The following is a 22076-nucleotide window of genomic DNA, read 5'->3' as shown; positions in this document are numbered from 1 at the left end:
CCGCACATTACTATACGCGTAAAGAAAATAGGAGCGGGAGACTACGCAGGTGGCAACGGAGAAGAAACCCGCAGGCAGGGCCGGCAAGAAGGCCGTGGGACGACCACGTCGACTGGACCCAGAAACGATCGTCGCCACCGCGCGCCGGATCATCGAGGAGGAGGGAGTGGCCGCCGTCTCGATGCGACGGGTGGCCAAGGAGGTCGGCAGCACGCCGATGGCGCTCTACCACTACGTCCGCGACAAGGACGAGTTGCTGATGCTCACGCTCTCGGGCGTAGCGGCCACCTTCCCCCGCCCCGCACTGCCGGCCGACCCTCGCCAGCGACTGGTGGACACGAGCGTCCATATGCACGGGGTACTGGCGCAGTTGCCCTGGGTCCTGGAGATCCTGGCGCTGGGCGACCTCACCGACAAGGGCGCGCTCTGGATGGCAGAGGAGATCCTGGAGTCGTCGATCGCGTGCGGCCTCACCCCCGAGCAGGCCGTCCGTACGTACCGCACCATCTGGCACTTCGTCTACGGAAACCTTGTCTTCACCGCGGCCATGGCGCGACGGGAAGCGGAGCCGGAGCGACGGTGGAACTTCCCCGCGATACTCACGGACGAGGACGCCAAGGAGCTACCCCGGCTGACGGAGCTGGCTCCGCAGTGGAACAAGCTCGGGGAGTACGAGGTACGGGAGCAGCTGGAGGCGATCATCGACGGGCTGCTGAGCCGTGCGCAGCGCACGCGAACTGATGGGCCGACGCATCCGCACCGGCTCCACTGACCGACCCCGTGCACCACCGCGGTCGGTCACCACGAACGGCGTCACGCGGGGTCGACGGAGACCGATTCGAACCGCCAGCGGTGCACGGGCCTGGTGATCAGGTCCCCCGCCGGCTCCGGGAGCTCCGGGAGGGGCGCCGCCGCATCAACGGCGTGCCACCAGGTGATCACCAGCACCCGGTCCTGGCCGGCCTTGAAGGACTCGCGCCGCAGCGGCTGCAACGGCAGTTCCTGGGCGCGGGCCCACTCCAGCAGTTCCGCACCGCGGTCGCGCACCGCCCGCGCCTCCCACATCAGAGCGACCACGGTCGTCTTCGGGGCGGTCATGAGTACAGGTTGTCCTTGCTGATCTCATGCACATGGTCGTGGTCATGCGCGTGATCATGCGCGTGGCCGTGGTCCTGTGCGTGGTTCTGGCCCGGGACATGGGTTTCAGTCACCGGCAGCGAGGAGTCAGCCGACAGCTCCAGGTCAGACGGCGGCCGGTTGCGGGCGACCATCTCGGCGCCGAGGGCCGCCACCATCGCGCCGTTGTCCGTGCACAGCCCAGGTCGCGGCACCCTCAGTCGAATGCCGGCCCGCTCGCAGCGCTCCGCGGCCAGCGCCCGCAGTCGGGAGTTCGCGGCCACCCCGCCGCCGATCATCAGATGGTCCACGCCCTCGTCCACACAGGCGCGCACCGCCTTGCGGGTCAGCACATCGACGACGGCCTCCTGGAAGGACGCCGCGACATCGCGTACCGGCACCTCCTCGCCCGCCGCCCGCTTGGCCTCGATCCAACGCGCCACCGCCGTCTTCAGCCCGGAGAAGGAGAAGTCGTACGCGGCGTCGCGGGAGCCGGACAGTCCACGGGGGAAGGCGATGGCCCGGGGGTCTCCCTCCCTCGCCAGCCGGTCGATGACGGGGCCACCGGGGAAACCGAGGTCGAGCACACGGGCGATCTTGTCGAACGCCTCCCCGGCCGCGTCGTCGATGGTCGCGCCCAGTGGCCGGACATCGTTGGTGATGTCCGGTGCGAGCAGCAGCGAGGAGTGCCCGCCCGAGACGAGCAGCGCCATCGTCGGCTCGGGGAGCTTGCCGTGCTCCAACTGGTCGACGCAGATGTGGGACGCCAGGTGGTTCACGCCGTAGAGCGGTTTACCGAGGGCGTACGCGTACGCCTTCGCCGCCGAGACTCCCACCAGCAGTGCGCCCGCGAGCCCGGGGCCGGCGGTCACCGCGATGCCGTCGAGGTCGCGGGGCGAGACGCCGGCGTCGTTCAGCGCACGCTCGATGGTGGGGACCATCGCCTCCAGATGTGCGCGGGAGGCGATCTCGGGCACCACACCGCCGAACCGGGCGTGGGTGTCCACGCTGGAGGCGACGGCGTCGGCGAGCAGTGTGGTGCCGCGGACGATCCCGACGCCGGTCTCGTCGCAGGACGTCTCGATGCCCAGTACGAGCGGTTCGTCAACCATCAGTGACCATTCCCTTGCAGATGGAGCCGCATGACGAGCGCATCGACATTGCCCGGCTTGTAGTAGCCGCGGCGGAATCCCACGGGTTCGAAGCCGAAGCGCTCGTACAGCTTCTGGGCCCTGGTGTTGTCCACCCGTACTTCGAGGAAGACCTCGTCGCACTCGAAGGCGGTGGCGTGGTGGAGCAGATCGGAGAGCAGCCGGGAGCCGAGTCCGGTTCCCTGCTCGGTGGGGGCGACGGCGATCGTCTGGACATCGCCGAGGCCGCCGACCGCAGCGAGACCCGCGTATCCCACGATCTCACTTCCGCCGGTGTCCGTGTCCTTCTCGGCGACGACGTAGCGACGGGTGGCCTGGGGGCCGCGGGCGTGGGCCAACTCGGACCAGAACATCCCGGGCGACCATGCGTCCTCGGGGAAGAGCCGCTGTTCGAGGTCGAGTACGGGGCCAAGGTCCCACCAGCGCATCTCGCGCAGTACGGGATCCGATGCGGCGGTCACTTCGGGGTGACCACCTTGTAGTTCTTGGGCACCTGGGCGTCCGGCCGGCGCAGATACAGCGGCTGCGGAGGGAGGAAGTCCATTTCCTTGGCACCCCCGGCCAGTTTCCGCACGGCCAGGGAGGCGAGGGCACCGGCCGAAACGTGCTCGGGGTCGCGGGCGTCCGGGAAGACATCGGGGTAGAGCCTGGCGCCGGCTCCGACGGCCGGCAGGCCAGCAACCTGCTCGGCGATGTCGGCCGGTCGATCCACCGCCGGTTCGCCGACCCGATTGCCCGAGGCGTCGTAGCGGGCCCAGTACACCTCCTTGCGGCGGGCGTCCGTGGCGACCACGAAGGGTCCGTCGAGGTCGCTGGCGTGGGCGAGGCCGTCGAGCGTGCACAGTCCGTAGACGGGTACGTCCAACGCCGAACCGAAGGTCGCGGCCGTCACCAGGCCGACCCGCAGCCCGGTGTACGGACCGGGGCCCACACCGGTGACCACGGCGGTGACGGCGTCGATTTTCACCCCGGCCTCGGCGAGCACACGATCGATGGCGGGCAGCAGCAGTTCGCCGTGCCGGCGCGCGTCCACACGGCTGGACTCGGCAACGACGGACTCGCCGTCGTGCAGCGCGGCGGTGACGGCGGGAGTGGCGGTATCCACGGCAAGCAAGAGCACGCGAACAGCCTACGGCTCCCGCGCGGCAGGCACGGCGCCCCGCCCACCGCGGTCGGTGGCTGCTACCGTCGCCCCGAGGATGTTCATCCGAAGAACTGACACGACTTGGCGAGAGGTGGAGCACGGTGGCACGGAGCAGCTCGGGACTGGTGGCCGGGCTCACGGCAGCAGCCCTGACCGCCGTCTGCTTCCTCGCCTACCAGGCGTCGGCGAGCGCCCCGGACGACCTCAGCAAGCCGCGCTCCCCCAGCGCGCTGCCCAGTGCCGAGAACCCTCAGCAGCAGCGGAAGGACCCACTGGCCCTGCCAGTGAACTCGGGATCCGGGCTGCGGGTGGTGTATGCCCTCAGCGAGCGTCGGGTCTGGCTGGTGACGGCGGGGAACAAGGTCAGCACGACGTTCGCGGTGATGCCGTCGCCCGTCAATCCGCCGCCCGGCGCGTACGCGGTCACCTCCCGATCGGGGCAGGTCGACGGATCGGACGGGACGGCGATCGAGCACGTGGTCCGGTTCGCGAACGTCAATGACGTACCGATCGGATTCAGTGCGGCGGTGAGCGGGGCGATGACCGCACCCGACCCGTCGAAGAAGACCGGTGGTGTACGCATGAAGAGGGCGGACGGTGACGCCATGTGGCGCTTCGCCACCATCGGCACCAAGATCATCGTCGTCCCGTAGTCAGCCGCCGAGCCGCACACCGAGCCACTCGATCGGTGGGACGGGACCGCCGCGGGGTACGACTACGCGGCGTCGCGGCGCTCGCTCCGGTTGACGATCAAAGGACCGGAGATGTCCGCCTCGCGCGGCGGGGTGGAGATCGCTCTGGCCGCAGCGCACGAAGCCAAGAGCTGCCCCATCGACACCCCAACCGACGCCGACGGCCGGATCGACGTGGGCCGACCAGGCACGACGGGTGAGGACGAGGGCTCGGCGGTGGGCTGCTGCGATGGCTCGGATTCACGCGGATACGCCGGCATGGTGCCTCCTGGATCGCCGGGGGCAGACTGGTTAGGCAAACCTAACCACGTCTCCGTGCCATGTGACCACGCTCGGCACGGCATGCGCAATATTTTGCCGACGTCTTGTCGGAATATCCACCGAACGGCCAATGAGCCCACGAACCCGTCGGCACAGCGATGGTCAGATGACCACGGAGCGTAATCACCTTGGTCAGGTCAGGTCGTGCGCCTTGGTCGGGACAGGCCGCGCGCCTTGGTCAGGTCAGGCCGCGCTGAGATCCACTGCGGACCAGCGTCGCCCGTACCCCGTCAAGGTCACCTGGCGCCGATCGTCCTCCGTGTCGCCGACGACCCGGTGGATCACCACATGGAGCCGATCATCCGAAAGGTCCTCGACCTTTCCGTCACCCCACTCGACGACCACCACCGACTCCGGCAGCGAGACATCGAGATCCAGATCCTCCATCTCGTCCAACCCCCCGCCCAGCCGATAGGCGTCCACATGCACCAGGGCAGGGCCACCGGTCAGTGACGGATGGACCCGAGCGATGACAAAGGTCGGCGAGGTGACCGCTCCCCGCACCCCCAGGCCCTCCCCCAGCCCCCTGGTGAGGGTCGTCTTGCCCGCGCCCAGCTCGCCGGTGAGCATCACCAGATCACCCGGACGCAGCACTTTCGCCAGCCGCCGCCCGAGATCCTGCATCTGCTCCGGGGAATCGACGGCCATCCGTGCGACGGCGGTCACGGCCGCCGTGCTCTGCGGTGCTTCCATGCCGCCCAACGTTAGCCGTTGCCGGCCCCGCTGGCGTCGGCCGTCTCGGGCACCGCGCCCACTCGCGCCAAGAGGTCCGCCAACCGGTCGGTGACGGCCTCCGGGTGCTCCAGCATCACCAGATGGCCCCCGTCCGGGACGATCACCAACTCCGCGCCCGGCAGCAGATCGGCGATCGCCTCGCTGTGGCCGCTCGGGGTAACCAGATCCCGGTCACCGGCCAGCACCAGGACCGGCACATCGGCGAAGGCCGGGAGGGCGCCCGCCTTGTCGTGCTCGTCGAAGGCCGGATAGAACTCGGCGACCACGTCGATCGGCGTGGATTCGATCATCCGTTCGGCGAACCGGGCCACTGCCGGGTCGACGTCGCGGGACGAGAACGAATACTTCTTGATCAGACCGGCGAAGAGGTCCGCGGTCGCCCCGCGGGCGCGCTCCACCAGCTCCGCCTGTGAACCGAGGGCCCGAAGCACTCCCGGCAGCACCCGTCGCACCGCGTTGACGCCGGCGACCGGAAGGCCGTAGTTGACCTCGCCCAGCCGACCGCTCGACGTGCCGATGAAGGCCGCACCGACGACCCGGTCCCGAATCAGCTCCGGGAACTGGTCGGCCAACGCCATCACCGTCATCCCGCCCATCGAATGCCCCACCAGCACCAACGGGCCCTCGGGCGCCGCCGCATCGATGACCGCCTTGAGATCACGGCCGAGCTGATCGATGGAGACCGGCGTGCGATCGGGGCCCGCCTGCGCCGTGCCCCGGGCCGAACGGCCGTGGCTGCGCTGATCCCAATGGACCGTACGGACCAGACCGCGCAGAGCCGCCCGCTGGAAGTGCCAGGAGTCCTGGTTGAGGCAGTAGCCATGGCTGAAGACGACCGTCACGGGGGCGGGCGACCTACGGCCGAAGATCCGGCGCCGGCGCTGACCGGCGGCGTCCGGGTCGAGGTCGTCCGTCTCGTAGTACAGCTGAGTGCCGTCGTCGGCGACCGCCCGGCCCGGAGTGCCACGCAGGGCGCCGTACGGGCCCGAGGCGTCCAAGGCCAGCCGGGCCTTCTTGCGCATCCCGCGCCCCACGGTGAGCCGCTCGATCGCCACACCCGCCGCAGCGCCCGCGGCGATCACCCCTATCGCCGCACCGGCGATCCCCGCCCGGCGCCAGTGGCCCGACGCGGCAGCGCCCGCCGCAGCCACGACCGCATCGCCCGTGCTGGTCTCGCTCACCGTGCCGTACCCCTCTTCGACCTACGGAACGTCGGTACCGACGTCTTGGTGCAGATACACGCGCGGAACCCTCGCCCCGATCCGGGTGACGATCTCGTACGCGATGGTGTCCGCTGCCTGCGCCCAGTCCTCGGCCGACGGCTCCCCGCGATCACCCGGACCGAACAGCACCGCATCGGCCCCCTCCTGGATCTTGTGCCCACGCCCCTCGTCGCCCACGCCCCCGGCCGGGCCGAGATCCACCACGAACTGGTCCATCGCGATCCGCCCCGCCGCCCGATGCCACTCACCACCGACCAACACCGGGCCACGGCCCGATGCATGGCGCGGAATGCCGTCCCCGTAGCCGAGGGGGATCAGCCCCAGTTCCGTTTCACGCGCAGTGACGTAGTGGTGGCCGTAGCTCACCCCATGGCCCGCGGGGACCTGCTTGACCAGCGCGACCGAAGCGGCCAGGGTCATCACCGGCCGCAGCCCCAGAGCCTCGTGCGTCCCCAACTCGGGCGCCGGAGACACCCCGTACATCGCGATCCCCGTCCGTACGAGATCAAAGTGCGACTCGGGGAGCGTGAGGGTCGCCGGGGAATTCGCGATATGCCTGACCTCGGGCTCGACACCCGCCTTCTCGGCGTACGCCACGAGTTCCCGGAACACGTCCAACTGGGCCGCGATCGAGGGGTGCCCAGGCTCGTCGGCGCACGCGAAGTGCGACCACAGACCAGTGACCTTGGCCGTGCCCTCGCTCTCGGCGAGCAGCGCCGCGGCGACGAGTTCCGGCCAGTCCGCAGGCTGGCAGCCATTGCGGCCGAGGCCCGTATCGGCCTTCAACTGGATACGGGCGGGGCGGCCGACCTCGCGGGCCGCAGCGGTGACTTCCGCCAGCGCCCACAGCCCGCTGATCGACATGTCGAGATCCGCCTCGATGCCCTCGCGCCACGGATCACCCGGAGTCCACAGCCAACACATGATCCGCCCCGGCAGACCGGCGGCCCGCAGGGCGAGGGCTTCATGGGGGGTGGCCGTCCCCGTCCAACTGGCACCGGCCTCCCGCGCGGCAAGAGCACACGGGAGAGCGCCATGCCCGTACCCGTCCGATTTCACGACGGCCATCAAGGCAGCCCGGGGCGCACGCGCCCGCAGCGAACGCACATTGGCCCGCAGAGCCGCGAGATCGATCTCGGCCCGGGCACGGGGGCGGGGGGTGGCAGGGGAAGGCGGTGGTGTCTGGGTCATCGGCTCCAGTCTCTCAGAGGGGGTGGGGGCTGCGGGGCTTGGCTGTTTCCGGGTGGGGCCCGTGCCTGGGTTTCCACCCTGGGGGGTGGGGGTCCGTCCTCAAGCGCCGGACGGGCTGAGGTGGGGCGCCGGACGGGCTGGGTGGGGCGGGTGGAGCTTGTGTTGTGGGGGCTGGTCTGGGGTGCGGGTCTTGGGGGGTCCGGCTGGGGTTTGGGTTGGTTCGGGTGGTGGGGGTGCTTTCGGGCGTGACTCCTCAGCGCCGGCGGCCAGCGGCTGGCCCGTTGGTGGCGGCTCTGAAGCCGCCGACGCTTCCGGGGACACCCCCTGCGCGCCCCCAGAACATCAACCAGGCATACCTGCGCCCAGCCCATCCATAGATCGAGCTCAGGGGCGCAGAGCGCTCAGTGGCGCAACCAGGCATGCCTGCCCCACGCTCGTCCAAAAGTCAGGAAGTCGGACTCAGGGCGGGTGCCCAGTGGCGCAACTGCCGCTGCCTGCCCCTGGCTCCATCCGCAAGTTCAGCCATGGGTGGGGAGTGTTCCCCTGTGCCGTGGAGCAGGCTTCGGCCTCGGGTGAGGAGCGTTTACGGACCCATAGGCGGGGTCCAGGGTGAGGCGGGCCCCAAGCCCGGTAGGCGAGGCTGCGGGCCCGTCCTACAAGTGAAGGCCCTCGCCCATTTGGTTCATGGAGACCGGTACATCGAAGATCGGAGATCGGAAGTGCGAGGGGTGGATGCACATCACCACACCGCTCCAAGTTCACCCCCGATGGGGGACACCGCACCGACTCGCAGTCAACTCATGGGGCAAGGCAGGGCACAGAAGACCAGCCCAAGTGGACGTTCCGGAATGGTGGGTCCCAGTGATTGGCGCCATGGCCCCGTCCACCCTCCGACCAGGTATGCACCTGACTCGAACTCATGGACTCATGGACTCATGGACTCATGGACCAGGGTCGCCAGGCGGCGACCAATGCGCTGCGGACACTCCCTCTCCTTTTCCCATTCCCCATCCCCACGGGACTCGGTCTCATGGTCAACTGACGCACCGCCCTGAGCTCACCCCGTGCACAGGGCCAGGGGCAGGCAGACCTGGTTGCAGTGTTGGCTAGCACGCACCCTGAGCTCACCCCATGGATGGGCCGGGGCAGGTATGCCTGGTTGCGGTATTGGGTAGCGCGCACCCTGAGCTCACCCCATGGACAGGGCCAGGGCCGGGCAGACCTGGTTGCAGTGTTGGCTAGCACGCACCCTGAGCTCACCCCATGGATGGGCTGGGCGCAGGTATGCCTGGTTGCGGTATTGGGGGCGCGCAGGGGGTGTCCCCGGAAGCGTCGGCGGCTTCAGCGCCGCCATGGACGGGCCAGCCGCTGGCCGCCGGCGCTGAGGAGTCACGCCCGAAAGCACCCCCACCACCCGCACCCCACCCAAACCCCAGCCGGACCACCCAAGACCCGCACCCCCCAAAGCCAAGCCCACAACACGAGCTCCACCCGCCCCACCTCAGCCCGTCCGGCGCTTGAGGACGGAACCCTGCACCGTCCAGGGCTGAGCTCACAGAACGGGCTCCGCCCGGAAACAGTCAAGACCCGCAGCCCAGGCCAACCTCAGCCCGTCCGGCCCTTGAGGACGGAACCCCGCCACCCCCCAGGGTGGAAACCCAGGCACGGGCCCCACCCGGACCAAGCCAGGACCCGCAGCCCCGGCCCCCAATCTCACCCCAAAAAGCCCACCCCCTCCCCCACCTCCCAAGCCGTGATCGGCGTGCCGTGGCTCGCTGCCCGGCGGGCTGACAGGCCGTGGAGGTAGGCCGCGAGCGAGCCCGCGTCCCGGGCGTCGAGTCCGGTCGCCAGCAGCGAACCCGCCAGCCCCGACAGCACATCCCCGCTGCCCGCGGTCGCCAGCCACGGCGTCCCCATGGGGTTGACCCGTACGGCGGTCCTCGGTTCGGGGGAGGCGATCAGGGTGGTGGAGCCCTTGAGGAGCACTGTTGCCCCGTAGCGTTCGGCCAGTTCCCGTACCGAGGCGAGCCGCGCCGACTCCACCTGGTCCCGGGTGACGCCGAGCAGTGCTGCGGCTTCCCCGGCGTGCGGCGTGAGCAGGGTGGGCGCGGCCCTGCGGCGTACGACGTCGGCGTCCAGCAGTCGCAGTCCGTCGGCGTCGATGAGTACGGGCACATCGCTGGCGAGGATTTCCGCCACCGCCCCGATGTCCTCGCCGAGGCCGGGGCCGACGACCCAGGACTGCACCCGGCCAGCCTTCGCGGGTGGTCCGGCGTGGACCAGGGTTTCGGGGAAGCGCGCGATCACCGCGTCAGCGGCCGGCCCCACGTATCGCACTGCTCCCGCCCCGCCGCGCAGCGCCCCGGCGACGGCGAGGACCGCGGCGCCCGGGTAGCGGGCGGACCCGGCGACGATGCCGACGACTCCGCGGCGGTACTTGTCGCTCTCCGCGGACGGGCGGGGCAGGAGTTGTGCCACGTCCTCGTGTTGGAGCGCCTCAACGTCGGGCACGGACGGCAGTTCGGCGTCGAGCCCGATGTCGATGAGTCGTACGGTCCCCGCGTATTCACGTGCCGGGTCGATGAGCAGTGCCGGTTTATGGGTGCCGAAGGTGATAGTGGCGTCGGCGCGGAGGGCTTCGCCGGTGACTTCCCCGCTGTCGGCTTCGACGCCGCTGGGCAGGTCGACGGCGACGATCACGGCGTTGGATCCGCGGGCCGCGCGGGCGATGGGAATGGTCTCGGGCCGTAGCCCGCCCCGGCCGCCGATGCCGGTGATGCCGTCGAGGACCAGGTCGGCCGTGGCCAGTACCTCGAAGGGGTCGTCGGCGATCCGCCCGCCGGCGGCCGTGAAGGCGGCGAGTGCACCGGGGTAGGTGCGCTCGGGTGCCAGGAGCACGGCGCGGACACCCGCTCCGCGACGGGCGAGGCGTACGCCCGCATAGAGCGCATCGCCCCCATTGGCTCCGCTGCCGATGAGGAGGACGACCCGTGCTCCGTACACCCGGCCGAGGAGATCGGCGCAGGCGGCGGCGAGTCCGGCGGCGGCCCGGTGCATCAATGCGTCGGGCGGAAGCCGGGCCATCAGTGCGGCTTCTGCGGTTCTGACGGTCTCCACGCGGTGAGCGGTACGCATGCGTTCGAGTCTGCCCCAGGGCGCGCCTCCCCGCCCCTCACGATGCCCGTGCCGCCCAATTGCGCCAGCCGTTGGCCGAGTTGTCGATGGAGGTCAGGGAGGCGGTGGAGACCCGGGAGGACGGTGCAGGCTTGACGCGACTCCCGGTTCAACTTAGGTTTGCCTTACCTAACAGGACTTGCCTCGACGTCCGTTCTGCGAAAGGTGTATCCCCCATGCGTTCGCTCGCTCGCACCGCCGGCCGTGTCGCCACGGCCGCCCTGGGAGCTGCCGCCCTCACGGTGGCACTGGCAGCCCCCGCTTCTGCAGCGACCGCCAATCGCACCATCACCGACGGCGGTTCGACCTACAACCTGTCCGTGACCGCGCCGTCCACGGCCGCCGCGTCCGGCACGAACGTCACGGTGAGCGGCAGCGGCTACAACCCGAGCCAGGGCGTCTACGTCGGACTGTGCGTGATCCCCGCAGGCGTCAACGTCAGCAACCCGGCCACCTGGACCAGCAAGCCGACCCCCTGTCTCGGCGGCCAGGACCAGGCGGGCACCACCGGTGCCTCGCACTGGGTCAACAGCGACTGGTGGTGGATGTCGCCGAACAGTGCCTCCCCGTACACGGTCTCCAGCGGTCGGGGCAGCTTCTCGGTCTCGATCCACGTCAAGGCACAGATCTCCTCGACCATCACGTGCGGCCAGTCCGGAGTGACGTGCGCGATCGTCACCCGTGCCGACCACTTCGACAGCAACGACCGCAAGTACGACGTCTACGTCCCGGTGACCTTCTCCTGATCATGAGACCACGTACCAACAGAACCCGAACCAGCGGATTGACGGCCGCCGCACTGATCGCGGCGGCCTCAATCAGCGCCGCCACGAGCAGCAGTGCAGCGACGGCCGACCCCGGCGGGGCCACCGGCCCCACCGGGCAGAAGCTGACCGTCTCCGCGATCAAGGACATCGACCCCGCCGGCCAGAAGGTGACCGTCACCGGATCGGGCTATGCGCTGGACAAGGGCATCTACCTGGCCCTGTGCGCAGTCCCCAAGCCCGGTGAGGCGCCGAGCCCCTGCCTCGGCGGAACCGACATGTCGGGCAGTTCGGGATCTTCGTACTGGATCTCCAACAACCCACCGGACTACGCCCGTGATCTGGTGAAGCCGTTCACCGTCCAGAGCGACGGCAAGGGCTCCTTCACCTTGGAGATGACGCTCAAGGCCAAGGACAGCAGCGCCGACTGCACCCAGCGGGCGTGCGCCGTCGTCACCCGTGCCGACCACACCCACTCCGCGGACCGCGACCAGGACGTCATCGTCCCCATCACCTTCGGCAGCGGCGGTGCCCCCACCCCCGAGGTCCCGGCCGGAACGGTGCGCCACCAGGCCGTACGCACCATCACCCCCGCCCTCGGCGGCGCCAACGACGCCGAGGTCGACCCGGCCAAGGGGCATCTCCACATCAGCTCCGACAGCGGTTCCCAGAGCCGGCTGACGACGTACGACACCACGACAGGCGAGGTCGTCGGCGCCTTTGTCGAACTGCCGGGACCCGCCACGGTCATGGCCTTCGATAAGGAGCGCACCACGCTCTACCTGGGGTTGACCGACCGGGTCGCCTCCTACAACACCGCCTCCAAGGTCTTCACCGACAACCTCGTCACGGTCACCGGCAACATCAAACACCTCGCCGTGGACCCCGGCGCGAAACGGCTGTACGTCACCAATCAGCAGACCCGTTCGGTGACGGTGTACGACACCGGGACCTGGCGTGCGGTCGGTGACCCCGTGGCCCTCCCGTTCCTACCGGCGGGTCTCGCCGTCGACACCGAGCGACACATCGGCTACGTCACCTATGTGGGCGGCGCGATGGAGAACGGTGCCCTGGTCTACCGCAATGTGCTCAACGCCATCGACGGCGCCACCGGCAAGCTCGCCAGCAGCCTCAGCCTGGGCACCACCGCGCTCGGCAGCATGGGCGTGGCGGTGGACCCCACGACGGCCACCGGCTACGTCGCCAACCTGGCCGCTGGCACGGTCTTCACCGTCGACCTCCGAAAGAACGAGGTCACGGGCACCCTGACCGTGGGCGCCAACCCCAGGTCGCTCGCGTACGACCCGGGCACCAAGACCCTGTACGCCGCCCAGACCACAGCGGGCACGGTGGCTGTGGTCGACCCGGTGCGCAACAAGGTCACCGAGACCCTGACCATGGGTGACGGCCCGGACGAACTGACCCTGGACCACGGGCGGCACACGCTGTTCACCGTCGCGTCGGGCACGGTGGCCCAGTCCCAGCGGCAGGTCTCACCGACCGTGACCACCCTTCCGAAGGCCGTCTCGGTCCAGGTGGGCCAGCAGGCCGTGTTCCGCGCCGCAGCGGAAGGCTCCCCTGCTCCCACAGCGAGTTGGGAGGTCAGTACGGACGGGGGCAAGATCTGGCAGCCGGTAGCGGGCGTCACCGGCACGGAGTTCGCGTTCAAGGCGGCCACCGAGCACGACGGCAACCGCTATCGGGCGGTGTTCTCCAACTCGGTCGGCAGCACCCGCTCCGACGCCGCGGAACTCACCGTGACGGCGGTCCCGGAACCCTCGCCCACACCGACCGACGAACCGACGGACGGGCCCACGGAGGAACCGACCGACGAACCGAGTGACCAGCCCACCGACCCCACCGACACCGCCGGCACCTCGGGCGGGACGGACCCGGACCCCGATCCCACCGCACACTCCGGTGGGACCACCGACGGGGGCGGGAACAGCATCGGCGGGAGCGCGGGGGGCGCTTCCGTCGGCGGAGGCGGCAGTCTGGCCGCCACCGGTTCGGCGCTGTTCCCCCTCTCCATCGCCGCAGCCGCACTCACCGCCCTGGGCGCGGCAGCGGTGGCCCTACGCCGCAGGACACAGGCGTAGGCCAGCCGGCGCGGCCCCCTCCCGTTCATCGGCCGGGAGGGGGCCGCGTCTTGTGCATCACGGCCCGGCACAACGCGGGCCCGATACGACGGACGCCCGTGGCGAGCCGGGTGACCTGCGCCTACCCCTCGGCCACCACCATGGCAGAGGCGACCCCTGCGTCATGGCTCAACGAAATGTGCCACGACCGCACCCCGAGCGCCTCCGCGCACGCCGCGACCGTCCCGTACACCCTCAGACGAGGTCGCCCGCTCTCCTCGACGTACACCTCGGCGTCCGTCCAGTGCAGTCCGCTCGGTGCGCCCAGCGCCTTCGCCACGGCCTCCTTGGCGGCGAACCGGGCGGCCAGGGAGGCGTATCCGCGCTGTTCGCCGCTGGGCAGCAACAACTCACTCGTCAGGAAGAGCCGCTGGGCCATCGCCGGCGTACGTCGCAAGGACGCCGCGAACCGGTCGATCTCGGCGACGTCGATCCCCACCCCGATAATCACTCACTCACTCCACTGTCACTGATTTCGCCAAGTTCCGCGGCTGGTCCACCTCGTTGCCGCGGGCCGTCGCCAACTCGCAGGCGAAGACCTGCAAGGGAACGGTAGTCACCATCGGCTGGAGCAACGCGGGAGTGACCGGGATGCGGATCAGATGGTCCGCGTACGGCTCCACCGTGCCATCGCCCTCCTCAGCGATCACGATGGTCCGGGCACCCCGCGCCCTGATCTCCTGGATGTTCGACACGATCTTGTCGTGCAGGATCGGCTGGCCGCGCAGGGAGGGCACCACGACCACCACCGGCAGGTCTTCCTCGATCAGTGCGATGGGGCCGTGCTTGAGCTCTCCGGCGGCGAACCCCTCGGCGTGCATGTACGCCAGTTCCTTCAGCTTGAGCGCTCCCTCCAGCGCCACCGGGTAGCCCATGTGCCGGCCGAGGAAGAGGACGGTGTCCTTCTGCGCCAGCGAGCGCGCCAGTTCCCGTACGGGGCCCATGGTCTGAAGCACCCGTCCGACGGCGTCGGGGACGTCCGCCAGTTCCCGGATCACGGTCCGCACCTCGTCGGCGGTCTGGGTGCCGCGTGCCTGCCCGAGATACAGGGCGACCAGGTAGCACGCCACCAGTTGGGTGAGGAACGCCTTCGTGGAGGCGACGGCGACCTCGGGCCCCGCGTGGGTGTAGAGGACCGCGTCGGACTCCCGCGGGATCGTCGAGCCGTTCGTGTTGCAGATGGCGAGCACCCGGGCGCCCTGTTCCCTGGCGTGCCGCAGGGCCATCAGGGTGTCCATGGTCTCGCCGGACTGGGAGATCGCGATCACCAGGGTCCGCTCGTCGAGGATGGGATCGCGGTAGCGGAACTCGCTCGCCAGCTCCACCTCGCACGGGATGCGGGTCCAGTGTTCGATGGCGTACTTCGCGATCAGCCCCGCGTGGAAGGCGGTTCCACAGGCCACCAGCACGACCTTGGTGACCTCGCGGAGCACCGACGCCGGGATACGGATCTCGTCGAGCCGCAGTGCCCCGGTCGTGTCGATGCGTCCGAGGAGGGTGTCGGCCACGGCCTTCGGCTGCTCGGCGATCTCCTTGAGCATGAAGTAGTCGTAGCCGCCCTTCTCGGCCGCCGAGGCGTCCCAGTCCACGTGATAGGAGCGGACCTCGGCCGCCGCACCGGCGAAGTCGGTGACGGTCACCCCGCCGAGGCGCAGCTCCACCACCTGGTCCTGGCCGAGTTCGATCGCGGACCGGGTGTGGTCGATGAAGGCGGTCACGTCCGACGCCAAGAAGAACTCGCCCTCTCCGACGCCGACCACCAGCGGCGAGTTGCGGCGGGCTCCGACGACCACGTCGGGCGCGTCGCTGTGCACCGCCACCAGGGTGAACGCCCCTTCGAGCCGTCGGCAGACCTGGCGCATGGCATCGGCGAGATCCCCGCAGGACGAGAAGGACTCGGCAAGCAGATGCCCGACCACCTCGGTGTCCGTCTCGGAGACCAGCTCGTGCCCCCGGGTGGCCAGTTCGGCGCGGAGGACGGCGAAGTTCTCGATGATCCCGTTGTGGACGACGGCGACGCGTCCGGCGTTGTCCAGATGGGGGTGGGCGTTGAGGTCGGTCGGGGCGCCGTGGGTGGCCCATCGGGTGTGGCCGATCGCGCTGAAGCCGTCGGGCAGGGGTCTGTCCTTGAGTTCCTTCTCCAGGTTGACGAGCTTGCCCGCCTTCTTCGCGGTCGCAAGGCCCCCGTCGGCGAGCACGGCCACGCCCGCCGAGTCGTAGCCGCGGTACTCCAGCCGCTTCAGCCCTGCGATGACGACGTCGAGAGCCGACTGTCCACCGACATAACCCACGATTCCGCACATGTCCGCAGCCTAAGGCCAACCCCCTCGGCCCACCCGGGCGTGGCGCGACGGGCGGTCAGCAGGCCGCCCGCAGGCACCCGTCCAGCCGCTGGGCACCCACCCGTACGGCGGAAGCGCCCGACAGCCGGGGCAACGGTGATACGTGCACCATGCACTCCATGCACGGTGGTGGCGGGCAAGCCCGCTTCAGCGTGATGTTCTCCACCATCCACAACGGACTCCGAGCGCCCACAATGGCGAGGTGATCACTTCGCCGTCGCACAGTGCGCCTCGCAGGGCAGAGCATCCGTCGACCCCGTACGTCGACCTCAGCCGCGCGGAGTGGAGCGCTCTGCGGGACAGGACCCCACTGCCCCTCACCGCCGAGGAGCTCGAACAGTTGCGCGGACTCGGCGATGTGATCGACCTGGACGAGGTGCGCGACGTCTACCTTCCGCTGTCGCGGCTGCTCAACCTCTACGTGCGCGCGACAGGCGAGCTGCGGGGCGCCTTGAACACCTTCCTGGGCGACGCGGGTCACGGACAGGGCGAGCAGCCCGGCACCCCGTTCGTCATAGGGGTCGCCGGGTCGGTGGCGGTGGGCAAGTCGACCGTGGCCCGGCTCCTCCAGGCGCTCCTCGCCCGCTGGCCGGAGCACCCCCGGGTGGAACTGGTGACGACGGACGGCTTCCTGCTGCCCATGAAGGAGCTCCAGGCCCGCGGGCTGATGTCGCGGAAAGGTTTCCCCGAGTCGTACGACCGCCGGGCCCTGACCCGTTTCGTCGCCGACATCAAAGCGGGCAAGGACGAGGTCACCGCCCCCGTCTACTCCCATCTGATCTACGACATCGTTCCCGGCGAACAGCTCACCGTGCGCCGCCCCGACATCCTGATCGTCGAGGGGCTCAACGTCCTCCAGCCCGCCCTGCCGGGCAAGGACGGCCGCACCCGCGTGGGCCTCGCCGACTACTTCGACTTCTCCGTCTACGTGGACGCCCGCCCCGAGGACATCGAGCACTGGTACCTCAGCCGGTTCCGCAAGCTGCGCGAGACCGCCTTCCAGAACCCGTTCTCGTACTTCCGCAAGTACACCCAGGTCTCCGAGGACGAGGCCCTGGACTACGCGCGCACGATGTGGCGCACCATCAACAAGCCCAATCTGCTGGAGAATGTGGCACCCACCCGCGGCCGGGCCACGCTGGTCCTGCGCAAGGGCCCCGACCACAAGGTCCAGCGGCTGTCACTGCGCAAGCTCTGACCCCGCACCCATCCCGAGGAGTCCCACGGCGTGCTGCACCTGCGTCTGCTCACCCCCGCCGACCGCACGTCCGAGGTCCTCGGTCTCATCGACAAGACGGTCGGCACCGCCCATCTGGTGGTGGTGCCGGGTGCCGCCCGTGACCCCCAGGGCGATCTGGTGCTCTGCGATGTGGCGCGGGAGGCGGGCGACGAGCTGATCACGGGCCTGCGGGACCTCGGGATCGACGCCTGTGGCTCCATCTCCGTCGACGACATCGACCTCTCCTTGTCCACCCGGGCCGACCACGCCGAGGAAGAAGCTCCGGGCGAGGGCGCGGATGCGGTGATCTGGGAGCAGCTCGTCGGCGCGACCCACGAGGAATCGACGCTCTCCGTCACCTATCTCGCGTTCCTCTCCCTCGCCACGATGATCGCGGCCTGCGGAGTGGTCCTGGACAACGCGATCCTGATCGTGGGGGCGATGGCGGTTGGTCCTGAGTTCGGCCCGCTGGCCGGATTCTGTACCTCGCTGGTGCAGCGCGCTCCCCGGCTGGCGTGGCGCTCGTTCTCGGCGCTGATCGTGGGGTTCGCCGTGGCCATAGTGATCACGGTGGGCTTCAGCCATCTCATGACGTGGCTGGGGCAGTTCGACGCGGCGAAGTTGGAGGCGGACCGGCCCAACACCGCCTTCATCTACCAGCCCGATGTGTTCTCGTTCGTGGTCGCGCTCCTGGCCGGGGTGGCGGGAACCCTCTCGCTGACGTCGGCGAAGTCCGGAGCGCTGGTGGGGGTGGCGATCTCGGTCACCACCGTGCCGGCCGCGGCCAATGCGGCGGTCGCCTTCAGCTTCCAGGAGTACCGCCAGGCGTGGGGCTCCACGGAACAGCTCCTGCTGAACCTGGGCGGGATCGTGCTGGCCGGGACGGTGACGCTCCTGGTCCAGAAGGCGCTGTGGGCCCGCCGTACCGCTGGTCCCCGCATGCGGGGGATCTGACGGCCCCACCAGGGGCCCAAGGGGTACGAGGCGCCACAGAAGGGTCATCGGTCGGCCGCGGGAGCCGTACGGGCCCTTCCACGGGTTCCGGCCGGCCCACACGTTCTCGCCGGGAACAGCACTTCTGCCGACGACGGCGGGTGCGACCGCTGCACGATGCCTTTGGCCCGTCCGGCGCCCGGGCGACGAGCAGCGGTCCCACACCCGTTTGATGTCTATCCGAGCGTGGACTTCACCGCGTCCGCCAGCCGCCCGGCGACCGATCGGGCCTGCTCGATGTCCGCGGCCTCCACCATGACCCGCACCAGCGGTTCCGTGCCCGATGGGCGCAGCAGCACCCGTCCGGTGGCGCCCAGTTCGCGTTCGGCGTCCGTGACCGCGTTCGCCAGTTCCGCGCAGGTGTGCACACGGGACTTGTCCACGTCGGGAACGTTGATCAGGACCTGGGGCAGCCGGTTCATCACCGCCGCGAGGTCAGCCAGGGAACGGCCGGTCGCCGCGACCCGGGCGGCGAGCATCAGACCGGTCAGCGTGCCGTCGCCGGTGGTCGCGTGGTCGAGGACGATCACATGTCCGGACTGTTCGCCGCCCAGCGCGTAGCCGTGCTCCTTCATCGACTCCAGGACGTACCGGTCGCCGACACCGGTCTGCACGATCTCCAGACCCTCGCGCTCCATCGCCAGTTTGAAGCCGAGGTTGGACATCACGGTGGCGACGACGGTGTTCCCGCGCAGTGTTCCCGCCTCGCGCATGGCGATGGCCAGCACGGCGAGGATCTGGTCCCCGTCGACCTCTTCGCCGGAGCCGTCCACGGCCAGGCAGCGGTCGGCGTCGCCGTCGTGTGCGATGCCGAAGTCGGCCCCGTGCTCGACGACCGCGGCCTTCAGCTGGTCCAGATGGGTCGATCCACAGCCGTCGTTGATATTGAGTCCGTCGGGGGCGGCACCAATGGTGATGACCTCGGCCCCGGCCCGGGCGAACGCCTCGGGCGACACCTTCGCCGCTGCCCCGTGCGCCTCGTCGAGGACGACCTTCAGCCCGTCGATCCGGTTGGGCAGTACGGACATGAGGTGGGCGACGTAGGTGTCGAAGCCCTCGTCGTAGTCGCGCACCCGTCCCACGCCGGCGCCGGTCGGGCGCTCCCAGGGCGCGCCGGTGCGGTGCTGCTCGTACACCGTCTCGATGCGGTTCTCCAGATCGTCGGCGAGCTTGTGGCCGCCGCGGGCGAAGAACTTGATGCCGTTGTCCGGCATGGCGTTGTGGCTGGCGGAGAGCATCACGCCGAGGTCGGCACCGAGTGCACCGGTGAGATGGGCGACCGCGGGCGTCGGCAGCACGCCCACCTTCAGTACGTCCACTCCCGCGCTCGCGAGCCCCGCCACCACGGCGGCCTCCAGGAACTCTCCCGACGCACGCGGATCACGTCCGACCACGGCGGTCGGCCGATGCCCCTCAAAGGTCCCAGCCTCGGCGAGCACATGCGCCGCGGCGACCGAGAGACCGAGCGCGAGCTCCGCCGTCAGGTCCGCATTGGCGACACCGCGCACACCGTCCGTGCCGAAGAGTCGTCCCACAGCTGTCCTCCGAAATACTCCGTGAAGCTTCGTGATGCTCCGAGAATGCAAGCTTATGAACGCTTCAAGCCCGTTCTACGACCAGTGGTCCCAGTGGTCATGGAAAAACGTACGCCCCCGCGGCACTGGGTGCCGCCGGGGCGTACGTAAAAGAACAGACCGAGCAGGCGATTAGCGCTTGCTGTACTGCGGAGCCTTGCGGGCCTTCTTCAGACCGGCCTTCTTGCGCTCGACCGCACGGTCGTCGCGGCTCAGGAAGCCTGCCTTCTTCAGCGGGGCGCGGTTGTTGTCCACGTCCGCCTCGTTCAGCGCGCGGGCCACACCGAGGCGCAGGGCGCCGGCCTGGCCGGAAACGCCACCACCCGAGATACGGGCGACCACGTCGTAACGGTCGTCGAGCTCAAGCACCTTGAAGGGCTCGTTGACTTCCTGCTGGTGCACCTTGTTGGGGAAGTAGTCCTCAAGGGTGCGACCGTTGATCTTCCACTTGCCGGTGCCCGGAACGATCCGGACGCGGGCGATGGCGTTCTTGCGACGGCCCAGACCGGCGGCCGGCTGGGGGTCGCCGAAGCGGGATGCGAGGGACTCGGAGGTGAACTCGCCCTCGACGGGCACCTCCGACTCGAAGGTGGTGACCTCTGCGTAGGTCTCTTCGCCCTCGACGGGGGTTTCAGCGGTGGTCTCGGCCACGATATTCCTCAGATTCTTTTCGTCTTAGGGGGTGGCCGGAACTACTGCGCGACCTGGGTGATCTCAAACGGAACAGGCTGCTGCGCAGCGTGCGGGTGGTTCTCGCCCGCGTAGACCTTCAGCTTCGAGAGCATCTGGCGCCCCAGGGTGTTCTTGGGGATCATGCCCTTGATGGCCTTCTCAACGGCCTTCTCCGGGCTCTTCGCCATCAGCTCGTCGTAGCGGACGGAACGCAGACCGCCCGGGTAGCCAGAGTGGCGGTACGCCATCTTCTGGGTCTTCTTGTTGCCGGTCAGGTGAACCTTGTCGGCGTTGATGATGATGACGAAGTCGCCCATGTCCATGTGGGGGGCGTAGATCGGCTTGTGCTTGCCCCGGAGGAGGTTCGCTGCCGTTGTCGCCAGACGGCCCAGGACGATGTCCTGCGCGTCGATGATGTGCCACTGGCGCGTGACATCGCCGGGCTTGGGGCTGTACGTACGCACGGTCGTAGCCTTCGCTTCTTCAGTGAGTGGGTCTCCCTGGGCCCGAAAGCCCGGAGAGTGGGTCCTGACAAGGCCGCCCGGTCGATCACAACAGCTCTGGTGACACCTCGGGGACGCAACCCGGATGCCTACCGCTGGTCATTGACCGGTGGACCGGCGTAAGGGCCCCTCACGTGAGATAGAGCAAGCCAATACGCATAACGAAGCAGAAGCTTACCCGGGGCTCGCCGGAAGGGTCAAAACGCGGTCGTCCCACCTCGCCGAGGTCCGGTGCCGCAACGCTTCACAAAGGGTGGGACACACGGCGAAATCACCGCAGGTCACCGCCATCGCAAAACGCTTGAGCCCCAGGAGCCCTCAGAGTACGCCAAGGCCGTGTCCGCGTACCCCTGCCCCCTGGCCCCGGCCCTGAGGCGTAGTACCGAACAGCAGGCCGGCCGGTCCCCCGCCGTGGTCGCCCGCCGATGCCGACGAGAAGCCCGACCTCTCAGTACAAACGACGAAAGTCGACCCCTGCGCCCACTTCCGGCGCCTGTGAGACCCCTCTCACTCCTCCTAGGGTCCCGCCATGCAGCAGCTGAGCGAGTTCCTCGTCACCCAGAAGATCACGCCGATGGTGAACCGCTATCTGGTCACCACCCCGGAAGGCGGCACGGTCCTCGCCTTCGCCGAGCAGAAGCGGCTCGCCCTCAAGGAACGGGTCACCCTCTGGCGCGGCGAGGACCGCACCGAGGAGATCTGCACCTACCGCGCCCGCAAGGTGATGGACCTCGGACCCACCTGCGATGTCACCGGCAGGGACGGCGAGGCCATCGGCTCCTTCCGCAAGGACGTCAGGTCCTCACTGCTCCGCTCCACCTGGCAGCTCGCCCCCGAAGACGGACTGCCGGCGGTGGGCACCGAACGCAGCGGGGGCGTTGCCATCGCCCGACGGATAGGGAAGGTCGCCGATGTCGCCCTGCCGTTCACCGTTCCCCTGCCGTTCGTCTTCCACTTCGACTTCGTACGGCAGGACCGGCCCGTCCTGAGCGTCGAACGACTGTGGGGGGTGCGGGACCGCTACCGCGTCCAGATCCACGATCCGGCCCTGGACCGCAGGCTCGCCCTCGCCCTCAGCGTGGCCCTGGACGCCTTCCAGTCCCGCTGACGGCCCCGAACACCGC

The 22076-nt window shown here is 69.4% G+C and carries 20 protein-coding genes; 7 read left to right on the top strand and 13 right to left on the bottom strand.

Annotated elements, in window-relative coordinates; all coding sequences use genetic code 11:
* Positions 1-49 precede the first annotated feature (49 nt).
* Positions 50-772, top strand: coding sequence for a TetR/AcrR family transcriptional regulator (locus tag OID54_RS22940; protein ID WP_329022271.1), 723 nt, complete (start codon positions 50-52; stop codon positions 770-772).
* 41 nt (positions 773-813) lie between these two features.
* On the opposite strand, the gene OID54_RS22935 is transcribed toward OID54_RS22940, so the two are convergent.
* The 4 genes from OID54_RS22935 to tsaB are packed head-to-tail and all read right to left on the bottom strand — an operon-like array spanning position 814 to position 3387.
* Complete coding sequence (locus OID54_RS22935; protein ID WP_329022268.1) at positions 814-1098, bottom strand: hypothetical protein; 285 nt, start codon at positions 1096-1098, stop codon at positions 814-816.
* Positions 1095-2228 (bottom strand): tRNA (adenosine(37)-N6)-threonylcarbamoyltransferase complex transferase subunit TsaD, encoded by a 1134-nt coding sequence (gene tsaD / locus OID54_RS22930; protein WP_329022266.1) that lies wholly within the window; start codon positions 2226-2228, stop codon positions 1095-1097. The genes OID54_RS22935 and tsaD overlap by 4 nt, the downstream gene beginning before the upstream one ends.
* A complete protein-coding gene (gene rimI / locus OID54_RS22925; protein WP_329027720.1) occupies positions 2228-2695 on the bottom strand; it encodes a ribosomal protein S18-alanine N-acetyltransferase in 468 nt (155 codons plus the stop codon). Before rimI ends, tsaD begins: the two co-directional genes overlap by 1 nt.
* 29 nt (positions 2696-2724) lie before the next feature.
* Complete coding sequence (gene tsaB, locus OID54_RS22920; protein WP_329022264.1) at positions 2725-3387, bottom strand: tRNA (adenosine(37)-N6)-threonylcarbamoyltransferase complex dimerization subunit type 1 TsaB; 663 nt, start codon at positions 3385-3387, stop codon at positions 2725-2727.
* Positions 3388-3512: 125 nt separating this feature from the next.
* On the opposite strand from tsaB, the gene OID54_RS22915 reads away from it, so the two are divergent.
* On the top strand, positions 3513-4064 hold the full coding sequence (locus tag OID54_RS22915; RefSeq protein ID WP_329022262.1) for a L,D-transpeptidase: 552 nt from the start codon (positions 3513-3515) through the stop codon (positions 4062-4064).
* A 543-nt stretch (positions 4065-4607) separates the two neighbouring features.
* Here the strand turns inward: OID54_RS22915 and tsaE are convergent.
* The 4 genes from tsaE to OID54_RS22895 all read right to left on the bottom strand — a co-directional run bounded on the left by tsaE (position 4608) and on the right by OID54_RS22895 (position 10708).
* The gene (gene tsaE / locus OID54_RS22910) at positions 4608-5117 is read right to left on the bottom strand and encodes a tRNA (adenosine(37)-N6)-threonylcarbamoyltransferase complex ATPase subunit type 1 TsaE (protein WP_329022260.1); all 510 of its coding nucleotides are present in this window, start codon (positions 5115-5117) and stop codon (positions 4608-4610) included.
* Between the two features lie 11 nt (positions 5118-5128).
* Positions 5129-6340 (bottom strand): alpha/beta fold hydrolase, encoded by a 1212-nt coding sequence (locus tag OID54_RS22905; RefSeq protein WP_329022259.1) that lies wholly within the window; start codon positions 6338-6340, stop codon positions 5129-5131.
* A 21-nt stretch (positions 6341-6361) separates the two neighbouring features.
* On the bottom strand, positions 6362-7573 hold the full coding sequence (alr, locus tag OID54_RS22900) for an alanine racemase (RefSeq protein WP_329022258.1): 1212 nt from the start codon (positions 7571-7573) through the stop codon (positions 6362-6364).
* A gap of 1713 nt (positions 7574-9286) precedes the next feature.
* Complete coding sequence (locus tag OID54_RS22895) at positions 9287-10708, bottom strand: NAD(P)H-hydrate dehydratase (RefSeq protein WP_329022257.1); 1422 nt, start codon at positions 10706-10708, stop codon at positions 9287-9289.
* A gap of 215 nt (positions 10709-10923) precedes the next feature.
* On the opposite strand from OID54_RS22895, the gene OID54_RS22890 reads away from it, so the two are divergent.
* Positions 10924-11493, top strand: a complete 570-nt coding sequence (locus OID54_RS22890) for a hypothetical protein (protein ID WP_329022255.1) — start codon at positions 10924-10926, stop codon at positions 11491-11493.
* 2 nt (positions 11494-11495) lie between these two features.
* A complete protein-coding gene (locus OID54_RS22885; protein WP_329022253.1) occupies positions 11496-13610 on the top strand; it encodes an endoglucanase in 2115 nt (704 codons plus the stop codon).
* A 121-nt stretch (positions 13611-13731) separates the two neighbouring features.
* Here OID54_RS22885 and OID54_RS22880 read toward each other — a convergent pair whose 3' ends face one another.
* Both OID54_RS22880 and glmS read right to left on the bottom strand, forming a co-directional pair.
* Entirely contained in the window at positions 13732-14100 is a 369-nt protein-coding gene (locus tag OID54_RS22880) for a holo-ACP synthase (protein ID WP_329022251.1), read from the bottom strand.
* Positions 14101-14104: 4 nt separating this feature from the next.
* Positions 14105-15952: a glutamine--fructose-6-phosphate transaminase (isomerizing) gene (glmS, locus tag OID54_RS22875; RefSeq protein ID WP_329022249.1), complete on the bottom strand. Its 1848-nt coding sequence runs from the start codon at positions 15950-15952 to the stop codon at positions 14105-14107.
* A 241-nt stretch (positions 15953-16193) separates the two neighbouring features.
* Here glmS and coaA point away from each other — a divergent pair, with 241 nt between their 5' ends.
* Together coaA and OID54_RS22865 are read left to right on the top strand one after the other, a co-directional pair.
* Positions 16194-17189, top strand: a complete 996-nt coding sequence (gene coaA / locus OID54_RS22870; protein ID WP_329022248.1) for a type I pantothenate kinase — start codon at positions 16194-16196, stop codon at positions 17187-17189.
* A gap of 30 nt (positions 17190-17219) precedes the next feature.
* Positions 17220-18164 (top strand): DUF389 domain-containing protein, encoded by a 945-nt coding sequence (locus OID54_RS22865; RefSeq protein WP_329022246.1) that lies wholly within the window; start codon positions 17220-17222, stop codon positions 18162-18164.
* Positions 18165-18379: 215 nt separating this feature from the next.
* Here OID54_RS22865 and glmM read toward each other — a convergent pair whose 3' ends face one another.
* The 3 genes from glmM to rplM form a co-directional block, all read right to left on the bottom strand.
* Entirely contained in the window at positions 18380-19738 is a 1359-nt protein-coding gene (gene glmM, locus OID54_RS22860) for a phosphoglucosamine mutase (RefSeq protein ID WP_329022244.1), read from the bottom strand.
* Positions 19739-19909: 171 nt separating this feature from the next.
* On the bottom strand, positions 19910-20428 hold the full coding sequence (gene rpsI / locus OID54_RS22855; RefSeq protein ID WP_329022242.1) for a 30S ribosomal protein S9: 519 nt from the start codon (positions 20426-20428) through the stop codon (positions 19910-19912).
* Positions 20429-20469: 41 nt separating this feature from the next.
* Positions 20470-20913, bottom strand: coding sequence for a 50S ribosomal protein L13 (rplM, locus tag OID54_RS22850; protein ID WP_329022240.1), 444 nt, complete (start codon positions 20911-20913; stop codon positions 20470-20472).
* 568 nt (positions 20914-21481) lie between these two features.
* Between rplM and OID54_RS22845 the strand changes: the two genes are divergently transcribed.
* Positions 21482-22060: a hypothetical protein gene (locus tag OID54_RS22845; RefSeq protein ID WP_329022237.1), complete on the top strand. Its 579-nt coding sequence runs from the start codon at positions 21482-21484 to the stop codon at positions 22058-22060.
* The last annotated feature ends 16 nt before the right edge of the window (positions 22061-22076 follow it).

The sequence above is a fragment of the Streptomyces sp. NBC_00690 genome, assembly GCF_036226685.1.
Classification (GTDB): domain Bacteria; phylum Actinomycetota; class Actinomycetes; order Streptomycetales; family Streptomycetaceae; genus Streptomyces.
The sequence above is the reverse complement of the archived record's forward strand: the minus strand, read 5'-3'. Positions and strand labels throughout refer to the sequence as shown.

Coding starts and splice junctions, on each gene's coding strand:
- OID54_RS22935 (WP_329022268.1), bottom strand. CDS start 1,098: ATGACCGCCCCGAAGACGACCGTGGTCGCTCTGATGTGGGAGGCGCGG.
- OID54_RS22890 (WP_329022255.1), top strand. CDS start 10,924: ATGCGTTCGCTCGCTCGCACCGCCGGCCGTGTCGCCACGGCCGCCCTG.
- OID54_RS22885 (WP_329022253.1), top strand. CDS start 11,496: ATGAGACCACGTACCAACAGAACCCGAACCAGCGGATTGACGGCCGCC.
- tsaE (WP_329022260.1), bottom strand. CDS start 5,117: ATGGAAGCACCGCAGAGCACGGCGGCCGTGACCGCCGTCGCACGGATG.
- rimI (WP_329027720.1), bottom strand. CDS start 2,695: ATGCGCTGGTGGGACCTTGGCCCCGTACTCGACCTCGAACAGCGGCTC.
- OID54_RS22895 (WP_329022257.1), bottom strand. CDS start 10,708: ATGCGTACCGCTCACCGCGTGGAGACCGTCAGAACCGCAGAAGCCGCA.
- OID54_RS22845 (WP_329022237.1), top strand. CDS start 21,482: ATGCAGCAGCTGAGCGAGTTCCTCGTCACCCAGAAGATCACGCCGATG.
- tsaD (WP_329022266.1), bottom strand. CDS start 2,228: ATGGTTGACGAACCGCTCGTACTGGGCATCGAGACGTCCTGCGACGAG.
- alr (WP_329022258.1), bottom strand. CDS start 7,573: ATGACCCAGACACCACCGCCTTCCCCTGCCACCCCCCGCCCCCGTGCC.
- glmS (WP_329022249.1), bottom strand. CDS start 15,952: ATGTGCGGAATCGTGGGTTATGTCGGTGGACAGTCGGCTCTCGACGTC.